This window comes from Neorhizobium sp. AL 9.2.2, from assembly GCF_013317225.1.
In the GTDB taxonomy this organism is placed as follows: Bacteria; Pseudomonadota; Alphaproteobacteria; order Rhizobiales; family Rhizobiaceae; genus Neorhizobium; species Neorhizobium soli.
This window is the reverse complement of record NZ_JAALXU010000009.1, coordinates 1-15,233: the sequence shown is the minus strand read 5'-3', so window position 1 is coordinate 15,233 and position 15,233 is coordinate 1. Positions and strand designations below refer to the sequence as shown.

Here is a 15,233-nt window from a genome sequence, read left to right as displayed (position 1 = left end):
CTCAGCCCGGACGCCGCGCCAGAAGCATGTAATTGACGTCCATGTCGGATGACAGGTTCCAGCGGTCGCTGAGCGGGTTGAAGAACACGCCGGTGCGGTGAATGATCTCCATGCCGCTTTTTGACAGCGGTTTTTCGATCTCTTCCGGGCGCACAAGCTTGTCGTACTGATGGGTGCCGCGCGGCAACCAGCGGAGAATGTTTTCCGCAGCAAAGATCGCCAGCGCGCCGGCCTTCAGCGTGCGGTTGATAGTCGCGACGAACATCAGGCCGCCTGGCTTCACCAGCGACGCGCAGGTCGTGATGAAAAAATCGACGTCAGCGACGTGTTCGACTACTTCCATGTTCATGACCACGTCGAACGTCTCGCCCAATGCGGCCAGGTCTTCGGCGGTGACTGCGCGATAATCGACGCTAACGCCGGTTTCAGCGGCGTGGGTGGAAGCGATGCCGATGTTCTTTTCTGACGGGTCCGCGCCGACAACGGTCGCACCCATGCGGGCCATCGGCTCCGACAACAGACCGCCGCCACATCCGATATCGAGGATGCGAAGACCGGCAAGCGGCTGGTGACCGTTGGGGTCACGGCCGAAATGCTCGCAGATCCGGTCGCGAAGATAGGAGAGGCGGACCGGATTGAACTTGTGGAGAGGCCGAAACTTCCCTGTCGGGTTCCACCACTCGGCTGCCATTTTCGAGAACCATTCAACCTGGTCCTTATCGACTGTGCTGCGTGTGGTTTCGGTCATATCGTCATCCTCTCGTACTAGGGCCTGAAGTCGGACGATCCCGGGTTGATGTCAAGGGGTGACATCGCCGCGGACGTCGCGCGACAGCTTAGTCATTGTTTTCCAGTGAGCGGGCGGGATGAACCGTTGCTTACGGCGGGGAGAAAAAGGGTGAATGAAAGTCAAATACATCATTCATTCGCCATTCAGCCGACAACTGGAACAATAGGTCGTTCCGAGCATTTAGGCTGAAAATTACGGGGCGCAAAACGGAAGCAATTCCGACCGCTTATGTTTTCCAGGAGGAAACAGGTGAAAAAGTTACTTTTACGGGTAGCCGCTCTCGGCGCCTTGATGCTGGCGCCGTCGATTGCTTCGGCTGCCGTGCAGGGATTCGCAACCGCGAACGTGAACATGCGGTCTGGTCCGAGCACCGCCTATCCGGCGGTTACAGTGATCCCGGTCAGCGCGACCGTTACCATCAACGGCTGCATGAGCAGCGTGAACTGGTGCGACGTTTCGTTCTACGGCGGTCGTGGCTGGGTGTCGGGAAACTATGTCCAGGCGGCGTACCGTTCGAACCGCGTCTATGTCGCGCCCGACTACTATCAGGGTCTCGGCATCCCGACGGTGACCTTCGAAGTCAACGACTACTGGGGCCGCCATTACAGAGAGCGCAATTTCTATCGCGAACGTGATCGCTGGCGCGATTACAATTGGCGCGCCGATCGTCAGCCGCCGCCACCGCCGCGTTGGGATCGTGACAGACGTCCGCCGCCACCGCCTCCGGGTTGGGACCGCGACCGCGATCGTGACCGCTGGGACAACCGTCCCGGTTGGGACCGTGATCGCGGCGACCGCCGTGACCCGCCACGCGTCGACCGTGACAGGGACGATCGTCGCCCACCGCCGCGTATCGATCGTGACGACGACCGTCGTCCTCCACCACCGCGTATCGACCGCGACCGGGATGACCGCCGTCCACCACCGCGGATTGATCGCGACGACGACCGTCGCCCACCACCGCCGCGCATGGATCGTGGCGATGACCGCAGGGACGATCGCCGCCCGCCGCCGCGTGCCGAGCGCAATGACGAACGCAGAGAAGAACGTCGTCAGGAACCGCGTGCAGAGCGCAACAACGACCGTCGCGCCCCGCAGGGTGAAACTGAGCAGTGCGTCGGCCCGGGTTGCCGCAATCGCTAAGGCGACAAGCGTAGACGAGCTCCGCCGTGAATGGTTACAGTTGATGATAGTCGGGGGCCGCGAAAGCGGCCCTTTTCATGTTCGGCGATTTTCCGCGGATAATCGCGAAATACTGCCTCCGGTTTTTGCCGGGCGTACCGTTCTGGCCTGTTCCGGCCATTGCACCGCCAGCCCCTTTTCGATATGAGACCCCCGCAACTTTGTGACTCCAGGCCTTGAGGCCCGGATAGCAGAGAAACGGGAAGCAGACGTTCCAGCGGTTCGTGCCGGGACGAAACAGTGGTTTTTGTCGAATGGCTCGCATCGTGATGAAGTTCGGCGGCACGTCCGTCGCCAATCTTGACCGTATCCACAATGTGGCACGCCATGTGAAACGCGAGGTCGACGCGGGCCATGAAGTGGCCGTCGTCGTTTCCGCCATGTCGGGCAAGACCAACGAGCTGGTGGGCTGGGTACAGGACACGCCGAAGGTCAATGGCGCTGACTCTCCCTTTTACGATGCGCGCGAATACGATGCCGTCGTCGCCTCCGGCGAGCAGGTGACATCAGGTCTGCTGGCGATCGCGCTGCAGTCGATGGGAATAAACGCTCGCTCCTGGCAGGGCTGGCAGTTGCCGATCCGCACCGACAATGCGCATGGCGCGGCACGCATTCAGGAAATCGACGGTTCCGACATCATCAAGCGGATGGGCGAGGGCCAGGTGGCCGTCGTTGCCGGCTTCCAGGGCATCGGCCCGGACAACCGGATCGCGACGCTGGGTCGCGGCGGTTCCGACACATCGGCGGTGGCGATTGCTGCCGCTCTCAAGGCCGATCGCTGCGACATCTATACGGATGTCGATGGCGTCTATACGACGGACCCGCGCATCGTGCCCAAGGCGCGGCGCCTGAAGAAGATTTCGTTCGAGGAAATGCTCGAAATGGCATCGCTCGGCGCCAAAGTGTTGCAGGTGCGCTCAGTAGAACTTGCCATGGTTCACAAGGTTCGCACCTTCGTGCGCTCCAGTTTCGAGGATCCCGATGCACCGGGCATGGGCGACCTCATCAACCCGCCCGGTACTTTGATTTGCGACGAGGAAGAGATCGTGGAACAGGAAGTCGTCACCGGCATCGCCTACGCCAAGGATGAAGCGCAGATCTCCCTGCGTCGTCTCTCCGACCGGCCAGGCGTTTCTGCCGCCATCTTCGGCCCGCTGGCTGAAAATCACATCAATGTCGACATGATCGTCCAGAACATTTCCGAGGACGGATCAAAGACCGACATGACCTTCACCGTGCCTTATGGGGACGTGGCCAAGGCCATCAGCGTTCTTGAAGACAACAAAGAGAAGATCGGCTTCGACGTCGTTCAGAGCGAATCGGGTCTCGCCAAGGTGTCGGTGATCGGCATCGGTATGCGCAGCCATGCTGGCGTCGCCGCGACCGCTTTCAAGGCACTTGCCGAAAAGTCGATCAACATCAAGGCCATCACCACCTCGGAAATCAAGATTTCGATCCTGATCGCCGGTGACTACTCGGAACTTGCAGTTCGGTCTTTGCATTCCGCCTACGGTCTCGATAAGACTTGATCGTCAACCGGTTTGCCGCGTGGGTGTGAAACTCGCGCGGCCACTTCCGGATTAAAGATGCATTCGGGAGCAATGATGCCGATGAGAGACATGTCGGCCGGGCCGCGCGTTCTTCTGAAGCGGCTCCGCGAGTTGATGGCCGAGCCACTTGAGCCGCAGGAGCGGCTTGACCGGATCGTGCGCCAGATCGCCAGCAACATGGTGGCGGAGGTTTGCTCCGTCTATGTGTTGCGCTCCGACGGCGTTCTCGAGCTTTACGCCACCGAAGGCCTCAACAAGGAGGCCGTCCACACATCGCAGCTGAAGATGGGGCAGGGCTTGGTCGGCACGATTGCCGCATCGGCACAGCCGCTCAATCTTTCCGATGCGCAGGCGCATCCGGCGTTCCGCTACCTGCCCGAAACCGGCGAAGAGATCTACCATTCCTTCCTTGGCGTGCCGATCCTGCGCGCCGGCCGCACGCTCGGCGTTCTCGTTGTGCAGAACAAGGCCAGCCGCAACTACCGCGAAGACGAGGTCGAGGCGCTCGAGACGACGGCGATGGTGATCGCCGAGATGATCGCGACCGGCGACCTGAAAAAGATCACGGCACCGGGGCTGGAGCTGGACCTCACCCGTGCCGTCACGATCGCGGCCAACGGCTATAACGAGGGCATCGGGCTCGGCCATGTCGTGCTGCACGAGCCGCGCATCGTCGTTACCAATCTTCTCAACGAGGATTCGGACAAGGAAATCCTCCGTCTGGCCGAAGCGCTCGGATCGCTCCGGATCTCGATCGACGACATGCTGCAGCGCCGCGACGTGGCGCAGGAGGGCGAGCACCGCGAGGTTCTCGAGACCTACCGCATGTTTGCGCATGACCAGGGATGGGTGCGCCGCATGGAAGAGGCGATCCATAACGGACTGACGGCGGAAGCTGCGGTCGAAAAGGTGCAGAGCGACACCAAGGCGCGGATGATGCGCCTGACCGACCCTTATCTGCGCGAGCGGATGCATGATTTCGACGATCTGGCCAACCGGTTGCTGCGCCAGCTGACCGGCTATTCCGGCCGAGCAACGGACGAGAACTTCCCGCTCGATGCGATCATTCTTGCGCGCGCCATGGGCGCTGCTGAACTGCTCGATTATCCGCGCGAGAACCTGCGCGGCCTGGTGCTGGAAGAAGGTGCGGTCACCAGCCATGTGGTGATCGTGGCCCGTGCCATGGGTATTCCGGTTGTCGGCCAGGCGACGGGCCTGGTTGCGCTTGCCGAAAACGGCGATCCCATCATCATCGACGGTGACGACGGCCAGGTGCATGTGCGCCCGATGGCGGATCTGCAGAAGGCCTATGAGGAAAAGGTCAAGCTGCGGGCCCGGCGCCAGGAACAGTTCAAGGCACTGCGCTCGGTCGAGCCGGTGACCAAGGATGGCAAGGCGATCAGCCTCAATATGAATGCCGGCCTTTTGGTGGATCTGCCGCAGCTTGCTGAATCCGGTGCGCAGGGTATCGGCCTGTTCCGCACTGAGCTGCAGTTCATGATTGCCTCGACTATGCCGAAGCTTGAGGAACAGGAGGCGTTTTATCGCGCCGTGATCCGTCAGGCGGCGGGCCTTCCGGTGACGTTCCGCACGCTCGATATCGGTGGCGACAAGGTGGTCTCGTACCTCCGCAGCCAGGAAGAGGAAAACCCGGCGCTGGGATGGCGGGCGATCCGCCTGTCTCTCGATCGGCCGGGCCTGCTGCGCACCCAGATGCGCGCGCTGCTGCGGGCATCGGCGGGTGCCGAGCTGCGCATGATGCTGCCGATGATCACCGAGGTTTCAGAAATCCGCGCGGTGCGCGAGCTGTTCCAGAAGGAAGTCCAGCATCTTTCCAAATTCGGCCACAGCCTGCCGCGCAAGCTGCAGTTCGGCGCGATGCTGGAAGTGCCGTCGCTGATGTGGCAGCTGGATGAACTGATGGCGGAAGTGGATTTCGTATCGGTCGGCTCAAACGACCTGTTCCAGTTCGCCATGGCCGCTGACCGGGGCAATGCCCGCGTTTCCGACCGATTCGATATTCTCGGCAAGCCGTTCCTGCGCATTCTTCGTGATATCGCCCGCGCCGGCGAAAAGAACCGGACGCCGGTGACCTTGTGCGGCGAGATGGCCGGCAAGCCGCTTTCGGCCATGGCGCTGATCGGCGTCGGTTTCCGCTCGGTCTCGATGGCGGCAACCTCGATCGGGCCGGTCAAGGCGATGCTGCTTGGTCTCGATGCAGGGCAGTTGGCCGAGGAGCTGAACGCCGCGCTGGACGACGTGCGCTCGGACGAGCCGATCCGCAATTTGCTGTTGCGGTTTGCGGAAACCAACAACATTCCCGTATAGAAAAACACAAAGAACAAGAGTGGAGTGATTGGGTGGCGAAGCTTCCTGTCGAAAAGATGCGCGAACTGGAACGCCGGTTCGGCGAGATCGAGGCGCGCATGTCGGAAGGTCCGGCTGCCGATGTCTATGTGAAGCTGGCATCGGAATATTCCGAACTGCAGCCGGTGGTCACCAAGATCCGTGAATACGAAAAGACGCTGGCTGAAGTCGCAGACCTGCGTGCGATGCTTGTCGACAAGGCGACCGACCGCGAGATGCGCGAGCTGGCCGAGATGGAGCTGCCGGATGCGGAAGAACGCATCGAGCAGCTGGAAAAGGACATGCAGATCCTTCTCCTTCCCAAGGATGCGGCCGACGAGCGCAGCGCCATCCTGGAAATCCGCGCCGGCACCGGCGGCAACGAGGCGGCGCTGTTTGCCGGCGACCTGTTTCGCATGTACGAGCGTTACGCGAGTGCCCATGGCTGGAAGGTGGAAGTGCTGTCTGCCAGCGACGGCGAAGCGGGCGGTTTCCGCGAAGTCATCGCCACCGTGACCGGCCGCGGCGTGTTTTCCAAGCTGAAATTCGAAAGCGGCGTGCACCGGGTGCAGCGCGTGCCCGATACGGAAACGCAGGGGCGCATCCATACGTCGGCCGCGACGGTCGCAGTTTTGCCCGAAGCGGAAGAGATCGATATCGAGATCAAGGCGGACGACATCCGCATCGATACGATGCGGGCATCAGGCGCCGGCGGCCAGCACGTCAACACCACCGACTCTGCCGTTCGCATCATCCACCTGCCGACGGGGCTGGTTGTCACCAGTTCGGAGAAATCGCAGCACCAGAACCGTGCAAAAGCCATGCAGGTCCTGCGCTCGAGGCTCTACGACATGGAGCGGCAGAAAGCCGACAGCGAACGCTCTGCGGACCGCAAGAGCCAGGTCGGTTCGGGCGACCGTTCGGAGCGCATTCGCACCTACAATTTCCCGCAAGGGCGCGTGACCGACCACCGTATCAACCTGACGCTCTACAAGCTCGACCGGATGATGATCGGCGAGATCGACGAAGTCGTCGATGCGCTGATCTCGGACTATCAGGCCGGACAGCTGGCGCAGCTTGGCGAGCAGCACGGATGAGCCAGCACCCGGCGTCTGTGCTGAAGGCGGTGGTGGCGGATGCAAGGGCGCAGCTTGCCGCAGCAGGCATAGCCGATGCGGCCATCGAGGCAAGGCTTCTGATCGGCGGCTTGCTGGGACTTTCCTCGACCGAGGTGTTCGTTGATGGCGACCGTGTGGTCGATGCCCTCGACATGGCCCGGATTGCGGATGCCGTGGCCAGGCGCCTGGGTCACGAGCCGGTTCACCGTATTCTAGGCATGCGGGCGTTTCACGGGCTGGATCTGTTGCTCTCGAAAGAGACGCTGGAGCCGCGGCCGGATACCGAACTCCTGGTCGAATGCATGCTGCCCGTGCTCAGACGGATCGTTGCGGATAAGGGCCATGCCCGCGTGCTCGATCTTGGCACCGGGACCGGCGCCATCATTCTGGCGCTGTTGAGCGAGGTTCCGCAAGCGACGGGCGTCGGCTCCGATATTTCCGAGGATGCGCTTTCGACGGCGACGCGTAATGCGCAACGTCTTGATCTTGCCGAGCGGTTTCAGGGCGTCAGAAGTCATTGGTTTGACGCAATTGACGGGCGTTTCGACATAATCGTGTCAAACCCGCCCTATATCAGAAGCGATGTCATTCCTGAACTAGAGCCGGAAGTTCGCGATTTCGATCCGCCGGCAGCGTTGGACGGCGGACCCGACGGCCTGGATGCCTACCGGGCAATCGCATCGCAGGCCGAGCACTTTCTCGAACTGCGTGGTCCACAGGAAGACGGCTCGTTTCCCAAGGACGAAGGGTCGATCGGCGTCGAGATCGGGTTCGATCAGCGAGACACCGTGACGCGTATCTTCGAGGACGCAGGCTTCATCTTGACGCAAGCAAGACGTGATTATGGTAACAACGATCGCGTGCTTGTCTTTACGAGAGGTGGCCCTTGATTATCCAGGCTTTCGATGTTGCAAAGCAAAAGAAAGGGCTTGGAATCCTTCAGGAAGCGAGTTAGCGTAAATCACGCATCGGGGCGGCTGGGAGTGAACAACGATTCGTTCTCGCTAAAAGGTCAACCGTAGAACCGGCTCTTTTCGAAGACCGAGCAGGTTGAGCAGATCCAGTGCGTGATCAGGTAATTTGACTTTGAAAGCGGCAGGCCGCCTTGGTCGACCTGCGCATGGCACGCGAAGTCCTGTTCCGGCGATGACCGGCGGGCCGCGTGGCCTTTTATCAGCGAAGACAGAGAGTTGGTGAACGATATATGAGGCCAGGACAGCAAAACAAGCGCGGTCGGGGGCGTGGCAGCAACAATGGCGGCAGCAGCAATGGCGGCGGCGGCAGCGGCGGTGGAAACAACAATTTCAATCGCAAGGGCGGCAACCCGCTCAGCCGGTCCTATGACAGCTCCGGCCCGGATGTAAAAATTCGCGGCACCGCTCAGCATATCGCCGAAAAGTATTCGACCCTTGCTCGTGATGCGCATAGCGCAGGCGACCGTGTCATGGCCGAAAACTACCTCCAGCACGCGGAACACTATTACCGCATCATTGCTGCAGCGCAGGCCCAGATGCAGGACCGTTTCCAGCATCAGGAGCGTGGCGAATACCAGGACCGCGACGGCAACTCGATCGATCAAGACGATATGGATCAGGGTGACGGCGACGATCTCGGCTACGGACAGCAGCCGATGATGGACGAGCAGCCGCGCCGCGAGCACAATTCCAACCAGAACTCTGGACAGCACTCAGGCCAGAATTCCGGTCAAAACTCTGGACAGAACCCGGGTCAAAACTCTGGGCACAACCAGGGCAGCCAGTCCGGCCAGGACCAGCAGCCGCGCGAAAACCGGCGTGACCGAAACGAGCGCCGCGAGCGTCGCCCGGAACGTCCCGACCGCCCAGAGCGTCAGGACCGTGCAGAGCGCGCACCTGAACAGGGCAGCGAGCAGCCGATGGAGCAGCCTGCTGCACCTGCTGCCGAACAGCCGGTCGCTCCGACACGGACCAGACAGCGCGCGCCTCAGGTCACCGAAGCTCCGGTAGCCGTTGCGCCTGTGGTCGATGGATCCGGACCGCAGCCTGATATCGAGGGCACTCCGGTCGAGGTTTCGGTCGAAGAGGAGTCGCAGACGGAAGCCACGCCACGCCGTCGCCGCACGGCAGGTAACCGTCCACGTCGCCAGACCCGCAAGGATGCCGATGCGGCAGACGGCGGCGATGCCGGCGACGGTGACGACAAGCCGGCCCTGGCAGAAGCTGGCGAATAAGCCGGTCTGACACTGTACGATTGATATGAAAACTCCGGTCGAAAGGCCGGAGTTTTTCTTTGAGGGGTAGCCGAATGCTCGTGCGGGAGATCGCCATGCTGCACCTGGCTCGTCTTGGATCCTGTCCCTTGCACGTTTTGCACCTGTTACCTCGCCGGTCTTACCCGGGTGCGGCGGCGAGTTGTCGGCTCGACGACAACGCGCGATCCCGGCTCGATCGACGCCGCGCCAATATCGCCTAAATCCTCTTCTCCGCGTCTTTAAATCACAAAATCGCGCTCCCATATCTTCACCAAGGCCGGTTGGCCGGCCGGGTTCGCCTTTAAAGGGAGCCCCATCTCAATCATCGGTCCGTGCCTCCATGGAGGGCGGGGCGATTCAGGAGGTTTATCTTATGAACATCGAAAAATATTCCGAGCGGGTACGGGGCTTCCTTCAGTCTGCCCAGACCCAGGCCCTGTCCGCTGGTCATCAGCAGTTTACGCCAGAGCACCTGCTCAAGGTTCTGCTCGACGACGACCAGGGCATGGCTTCCGCATTGATCGAACGCGCTGGCGGCAGCGCCAAGGATGCGCGCATCGCAAACGACGCTGCACTTTCCAAGCTTCCGAAGGTATCGGGCGGCAATGGCGAGATCTATCTTTCGCAGCCGCTGGCAAAAGTGTTTTCGACAGCGGAAGAAGCCGCCAAGAAGGCCGGCGACAGCTTTGTCACGGTCGAACGACTGCTGCTGGCGCTTTTGATCGAAAGCTCGGCCTCGACATCGGCCAGCCTGAAGAAGGCGGGGCTGACGGCGCAGGGTCTCAACCAGGTCATCAACGACCTGCGCAAGGGCCGCACCGCCGATAGCGCCACCGCCGAACAGGGCTTTGAGGCGCTGAAGAAATATGCCCGCGACCTGACGACCGAAGCGCGCGATGGCCGGCTAGATCCGGTGATCGGCCGTGACGACGAAATTCGCCGCACGATCCAGGTTCTGTCGCGCCGCACCAAGAACAATCCCGTCCTGATCGGTGAACCCGGCGTCGGCAAGACGGCGATCGCCGAAGGACTGGCGCTCCGTATCGTCAATGGCGACGTGCCGGAAAGCCTCAAAGACAAGAAGCTGATGGCGCTCGACATGGGCGCGCTGATTGCGGGTGCCAAATATCGCGGCGAGTTCGAAGAGCGGCTGAAGAGCGTGCTGAACGAGGTGCAGTCGGAAAACGGCGAGATCATCCTGTTCATCGACGAGATGCACACGCTTGTCGGAGCCGGCAAGGCGGATGGCGCGATGGACGCGTCCAACCTTCTGAAGCCCGCTCTCGCCCGCGGCGAGCTGCATTGCGTCGGCGCGACCACGCTCGATGAATACCGCAAGCATGTGGAAAAGGATCCGGCTCTTGCTCGTCGTTTCCAGCCGGTCATGGTTGAGGAACCGTCGGTCGAGGATACGATCTCGATCCTGCGCGGGCTGAAGGAAAAATACGAGCAGCACCACAAGGTCCGCATCTCGGATTCGGCGCTGGTTGCGGCTGCGACCTTGTCCAGCCGTTACATTGCCGACCGGTTCCTGCCGGACAAGGCGATCGACCTGATGGACGAAGCTGCATCGCGGTTGCGCATGCAGGTGGATTCCAAGCCCGAAGAGCTGGACGAACTCGATCGCCGCATCATGCAGCTGAAGATCGAGCGTGAGGCGCTGAAGAAGGAAACCGACACAGCCTCGGCCGACCGGCTGGTCCGTCTCGAGACCGAAGTGACGTCGCTTGAAGAGCAGGCGGATGCGCTGACCGCGCGCTGGCAGGCTGAGAAGCAGAAGCTCGGACTTGCCGCCGATCTCAAGGGCAAGCTCGACGAAGCACGCAACGAACTGGCCACTGCCCAGCGCAAGGGTGAGTACCAGCGTGCCGGCGAGCTGACCTACGGCGTCATTCCCGATCTCGAAAAGGAGCTCGCACAGGCGGAAGCACAGGACAGTTCCAGCAACGCGATGGTGCAGGAAGTGGTCAATCCGGATGCGATCGCGCATGTGGTGTCCCGCTGGACCGGTATTCCCGTCGACAAGATGCTGGAAGGCGAGCGCGACAAGCTGCTGCGGATGGAAGACGAGTTGGCGAAATCAGTCGTCGGCCAGGGCGATGCGGTGCAGGCCGTGTCGCGCGCCGTGCGCCGTTCCCGTGCCGGATTGCAGGATCCGAACCGGCCGATCGGCTCGTTCATCTTCCTCGGCCCAACCGGGGTCGGCAAGACCGAGCTTACCAAGTCGCTCGCACGCTTCATGTTCGACGACGAAACCGCGATGGTGCGCTTGGACATGTCGGAATACATGGAGAAGCATTCCGTCTCGCGGCTGATCGGCGCGCCTCCGGGCTATGTCGGTTATGACGAAGGCGGTGCGCTGACCGAAGCCATCAGGCGCAAGCCCTACCAGATCGTTCTGTTCGACGAGATCGAGAAGGCACATCCCGATGTGTTCAACGTTCTCCTGCAGGTTCTCGACGACGGGCGCCTGACGGACGGGCAGGGCCGCACGGTCGACTTCAAGAACACGATGATCATCATGACCTCCAATCTCGGAGCCGAATATCTGACCGGTCTTCGCGAGGACGAGGATTCGGAAAGCGTGCGCGAGCAGGTGATGGGCGTGGTGAAAGCCTCGTTCCGGCCGGAGTTCCTCAACCGCGTCGACGAGATCATTCTGTTCCACAGGCTGAAGCGCAACGAGATGGGCGCGATCGTCGATATCCAGCTGCAGCGCCTGCTGAAGCTTCTGGCCGATCGCAAGGTCGAACTGGACCTGGATGGCGATGCCCGCGAATGGCTGGCGAACAAGGGCTACGACCCGGTCTATGGCGCCCGGCCGCTAAAGCGGGTGATCCAGAAGTTCGTGCAGGATCCACTCGCCGAGCAGATCGTCGCCGGACAGATCCCGGACGGATCAACGATCAACGTGACATCAGGCTCAGACCGCTTGCTGTTTCGCATCAAGGGCAGCATGAGCGAAGCGGCATAAACGCAAACCGCGATCGAAAAATGAGGCCGCACCGGAAACGGGGCGGCCTTTTTCGTATCGGGGCAAGATTAGCGGCTGGCGACTTCGGCCGGCTTCGATGTGCTCTTCAGCAGCGCATCGATGCGGGTGCGCTCTTCCTCGAACCGCGCCAGCGCCTTGCCGTCGAGCGACTTGCCGCCGGGCAGGCGCACCTTCATCGGATCGACCTTGGTGCCGTTGACCACGAGTTCGTAATGGAGATGGGCGCCGGTCGACTGGCCGGTCGAGCCGACATAGCCAATCACCTGACCCTGGGTCACCTTGGCGCCTTCGCGCACGCCCTTGGCGATCGCGCTCTGGTGGTTGTAGGACGAGACGTAACCATTGGCATGGCGCACAAGCGTCTGGTTGCCGTAACCGCCGCTGTCCCAGCCCGCCTTTTCGACGGTGCCGTTGCCGGTGGCGATGATCGGCGTGCCGCGCGGGGCCGCCCAGTCGGAACCGGTATGCATCAAGGCACGGCCAAGGATCGGATGGTTGCGCATGCCGAAGCCTGATGTGAACCGTCCGTTCGGAACCGGATTGCGCAGCAGGAACTGCCGGACACTGCGGCCGTCCTGATCGAAGTAATCGACCGAACCGTCGTCCTGGTCCTGGAACCGGTAAAAGCGGGTGGTCGTGTCGCCGAACCGGGCGTTCACATAGAGGAGTTCCGAATCGCGGCTGGCCTGGCCCTTTTCGTCCGCGACGGAGAAGAAGGCCTCGATCATGTCGGAGGGGCGCAGCTGTGCCTGGAGATCCACATTGCTGGCCAGAAGCTTGACGAGCAGCGATGTCATATCGCTGTTCATGCCGTAGGAAAGGGCGGCGCGATAGATGCCGTCATAGACATCGGGCAACTCGCGCCCGGCGACGATGGCGGGTTGCTCGCTGAACGCGGATGCGACCGCATCCAGCATCTGCGGTTCCTTGCCGTCGATGAAATGGCCCTTGTCGTCGGCGGCAACCGTGATCTGGTGATTGCCGCGGCGATAGATGCTGGCGCGCACGACGAGGACCATCTGGCCCTCCTGGATCACGCCGATGCGGATCACGTCGCCGGCTGCCACATCTTCGCTGCCGATCCGCGACTTGAGATAGCCGGCGATTTCCCGGGCCTTGGTCTCGGGGTAGCCGACCGACGTCATCGCCTGGGCGATCGTGGTCGGCTGACGGACCGGGATGATATCATCTGCATATTCGCGGCTGCGCGCCGTAAACGGTTCGGGCGTCGAGACCGACATGTTCTGCTCGACAATGCGGGCCGCCAGACCCGATGTCAGGTCGACATCCTCATCTTCGGAGGAGAAGCGCTGCGGGTCGACATAATAGAGTGCCGAGAGCTGGGTATTGCCTGACGTTAGCACGGAGCCGTTGGATCGGACGTTTTCTTCCACTTCCTCGAGCGTCATCGGCGCCGCATAGGCATAGGTGCCGCCCTTGACCGGGAAGGGCACCGTCTGCAGGCTGACATCGGATTCCACGTTGGAACCGTAGATCACGCCGGTGCGGCTATTGGGCGGCGGCGCTTCGCTGGAAGAGAAGATGCTGAGCGGATCGAATTTCGGATAGGCTTCCGGCGAGACGTTGTTGACCGCAAGGTTCATCTTCACATGCGCGAAGGGCCGGCGGCGCACGACTTCCTTATTGCCCTCGTGAACGACCGTCGACACTTCCATGATCCGCCGGTCGGTCGGCATGGCAACGATATTGCCGCCGAGCAGACGCTTGCCGCGCGACGTGATGTCGTCGTCATGATCTGAAGGGACCGCGGCAGAGGCTTCGGCAGGCGTGGCAAGCTGCTGGCGCCCGTCAAGCGCTGCAAACAGCGCGACGCCCATCAGGAGAGACGATGTAATGCCGGTCAGGAACGTTCCCGAAAGCCAGCGCATGGAAATTTCGCGCCGATCCGGCGCGCGACGGCCATCGGCGAGGATCGGCGGTTCGTTGCCGAGCGTGCGTATCATGCTGCGGGCCGTCATCATACCAGTCTTTGCCAGTCCCGTGATGCGTGTTCTTCCATAGACAGCAAGGGAATGCTGCCTGCAGTACCTTGGGCCAACCATGTGCCCGTTTCAGCGACATGAGTCAAACTTGGCACCTCAGGGAACCCGCCGCATACGCGTGTACTCTATAGGGGCGAAATCACTCTTCATATGCAGAGCTCTTCCCATGCGATTGTGAAGATGTCGGGGCGGTTTCAAGGCAAGGCCAAAGACAGGGCCGATTGCACACATAAACCTGGCGCCAAATACCCCGTTCCGGGGCCTCTTTCCAGAAAATCCTGATTTTATCACGCTATATCAGCACCTTACCGTTTTCTTGAAGTTTTTGCGACGCCCCCTGTTGACTTGCTCGGGGCCTCGGATCTATAACCCGCTCACTGAACGAGGGCGGCGGCGCTGCTAGCGACGGACTTCTTCGTTTCGGTGAAAACCTAAAAAGATTGGCAGATGCTGATTGGGGCCGGGTTACGGTTTGGCTCTTGGGTTTTGTGACGTTTTAGCCTTTTGGGGTGGGAATGTCGGTTCTTTGACAATTGAATATGAGAAGAAAGAGAAACGTGGTCGGCGGTCTCGCAGGATGGGTTTAGGCCCATCTGTTAGAAGACAAATGACGGTCACGTTTTGATATGAGAACACCAGATATCTGGTCGCAGTGATGCGGTTAGGTATCGGATGAGTTCTCGTCAATTCAGAACATAAAGTGATTAGTCATGATTGAATTCTCAACTTGAGAGTTTGATCCTGGCTCAGAACGAACGCTGGCGGCAGGCTTAACACATGCAAGTCGAACGCTCCGCAAGGAGAGTGGCAGACGGGTGAGTAACACGTGGGAACGTACCCTTTACTACGGAACAACTCCGGGAAACTGGAGCTAATACCGTATGTGCCCTTCGGGGGAAAGATTTATCGGTAAAGGATCGGCCCGCGTTGGATTAGCTAGTTGGTGGGGTAAAGGCCTACCAAGGCGACGATCCATAGCTGGTCTGAGAGGATGATCAGCCACATTGGGACTGAGACAC

At 61.0% G+C, this 15,233-nt stretch carries 9 protein-coding genes and 1 rRNA gene; 8 read left to right on the top strand and 2 right to left on the bottom strand.

Annotation, left to right across the window (positions count from 1 at the left end; genetic code table 11):
* Nucleotide 1 precedes the first annotated feature (1 nt).
* The gene (gene ubiG, locus G6K99_RS17810) at nucleotides 2–748 is read right to left on the bottom strand and encodes a bifunctional 2-polyprenyl-6-hydroxyphenol methylase/3-demethylubiquinol 3-O-methyltransferase UbiG (RefSeq protein WP_174197356.1); all 747 of its coding nucleotides are present in this window, start codon (nucleotides 746–748) and stop codon (nucleotides 2–4) included.
* A gap of 291 nt (nucleotides 749–1,039) precedes the next feature.
* Here ubiG and G6K99_RS17805 point away from each other — a divergent pair, with 291 nt between their 5' ends.
* From G6K99_RS17805 to clpB, 7 genes are all read left to right on the top strand, one after another.
* Nucleotides 1,040–1,933: an SH3 domain-containing protein gene (locus tag G6K99_RS17805; RefSeq protein ID WP_092664587.1), complete on the top strand. Its 894-nt coding sequence runs from the start codon at nucleotides 1,040–1,042 to the stop codon at nucleotides 1,931–1,933.
* Between the two features lie 293 nt (nucleotides 1,934–2,226).
* The gene (locus G6K99_RS17800; protein ID WP_062454275.1) at nucleotides 2,227–3,501 is read left to right on the top strand and encodes an aspartate kinase; all 1,275 of its coding nucleotides are present in this window, start codon (nucleotides 2,227–2,229) and stop codon (nucleotides 3,499–3,501) included.
* Nucleotides 3,502–3,582: 81 nt separating this feature from the next.
* A complete protein-coding gene (gene ptsP / locus G6K99_RS17795) occupies nucleotides 3,583–5,850 on the top strand; it encodes a phosphoenolpyruvate--protein phosphotransferase (protein ID WP_174197870.1) in 2,268 nt (755 codons plus the stop codon).
* Nucleotides 5,851–5,882: 32 nt separating this feature from the next.
* Nucleotides 5,883–6,965, top strand: a complete 1,083-nt coding sequence (prfA, locus tag G6K99_RS17790) for a peptide chain release factor 1 (RefSeq protein WP_174197355.1) — start codon at nucleotides 5,883–5,885, stop codon at nucleotides 6,963–6,965.
* Nucleotides 6,962–7,876, top strand: coding sequence for a peptide chain release factor N(5)-glutamine methyltransferase (gene prmC, locus G6K99_RS17785; RefSeq protein WP_174197354.1), 915 nt, complete (start codon nucleotides 6,962–6,964; stop codon nucleotides 7,874–7,876). The genes prfA and prmC overlap by 4 nt, the downstream gene beginning before the upstream one ends.
* A gap of 314 nt (nucleotides 7,877–8,190) precedes the next feature.
* Nucleotides 8,191–9,195, top strand: coding sequence for a DUF4167 domain-containing protein (locus G6K99_RS17780; RefSeq protein ID WP_174197353.1), 1,005 nt, complete (start codon nucleotides 8,191–8,193; stop codon nucleotides 9,193–9,195).
* A 394-nt stretch (nucleotides 9,196–9,589) separates the two neighbouring features.
* Nucleotides 9,590–12,190 carry an ATP-dependent chaperone ClpB gene (gene clpB, locus G6K99_RS17775; RefSeq protein WP_174197352.1) on the top strand — a complete coding sequence of 867 codons (2,601 nt, stop codon included), beginning with the start codon at nucleotides 9,590–9,592 and terminating at the stop codon, nucleotides 12,188–12,190.
* A 68-nt stretch (nucleotides 12,191–12,258) separates the two neighbouring features.
* Here the strand turns inward: clpB and G6K99_RS17770 are convergent, their stop codons facing one another.
* On the bottom strand, nucleotides 12,259–14,193 hold the full coding sequence (locus G6K99_RS17770) for a M23 family metallopeptidase (RefSeq protein ID WP_174197351.1): 1,935 nt from the start codon (nucleotides 14,191–14,193) through the stop codon (nucleotides 12,259–12,261).
* A gap of 744 nt (nucleotides 14,194–14,937) precedes the next feature.
* On the opposite strand from G6K99_RS17770, the gene G6K99_RS17765 reads away from it, so the two are divergent.
* Nucleotides 14,938–15,233, top strand: a 16S ribosomal RNA gene (locus G6K99_RS17765); the annotation flags it as partial.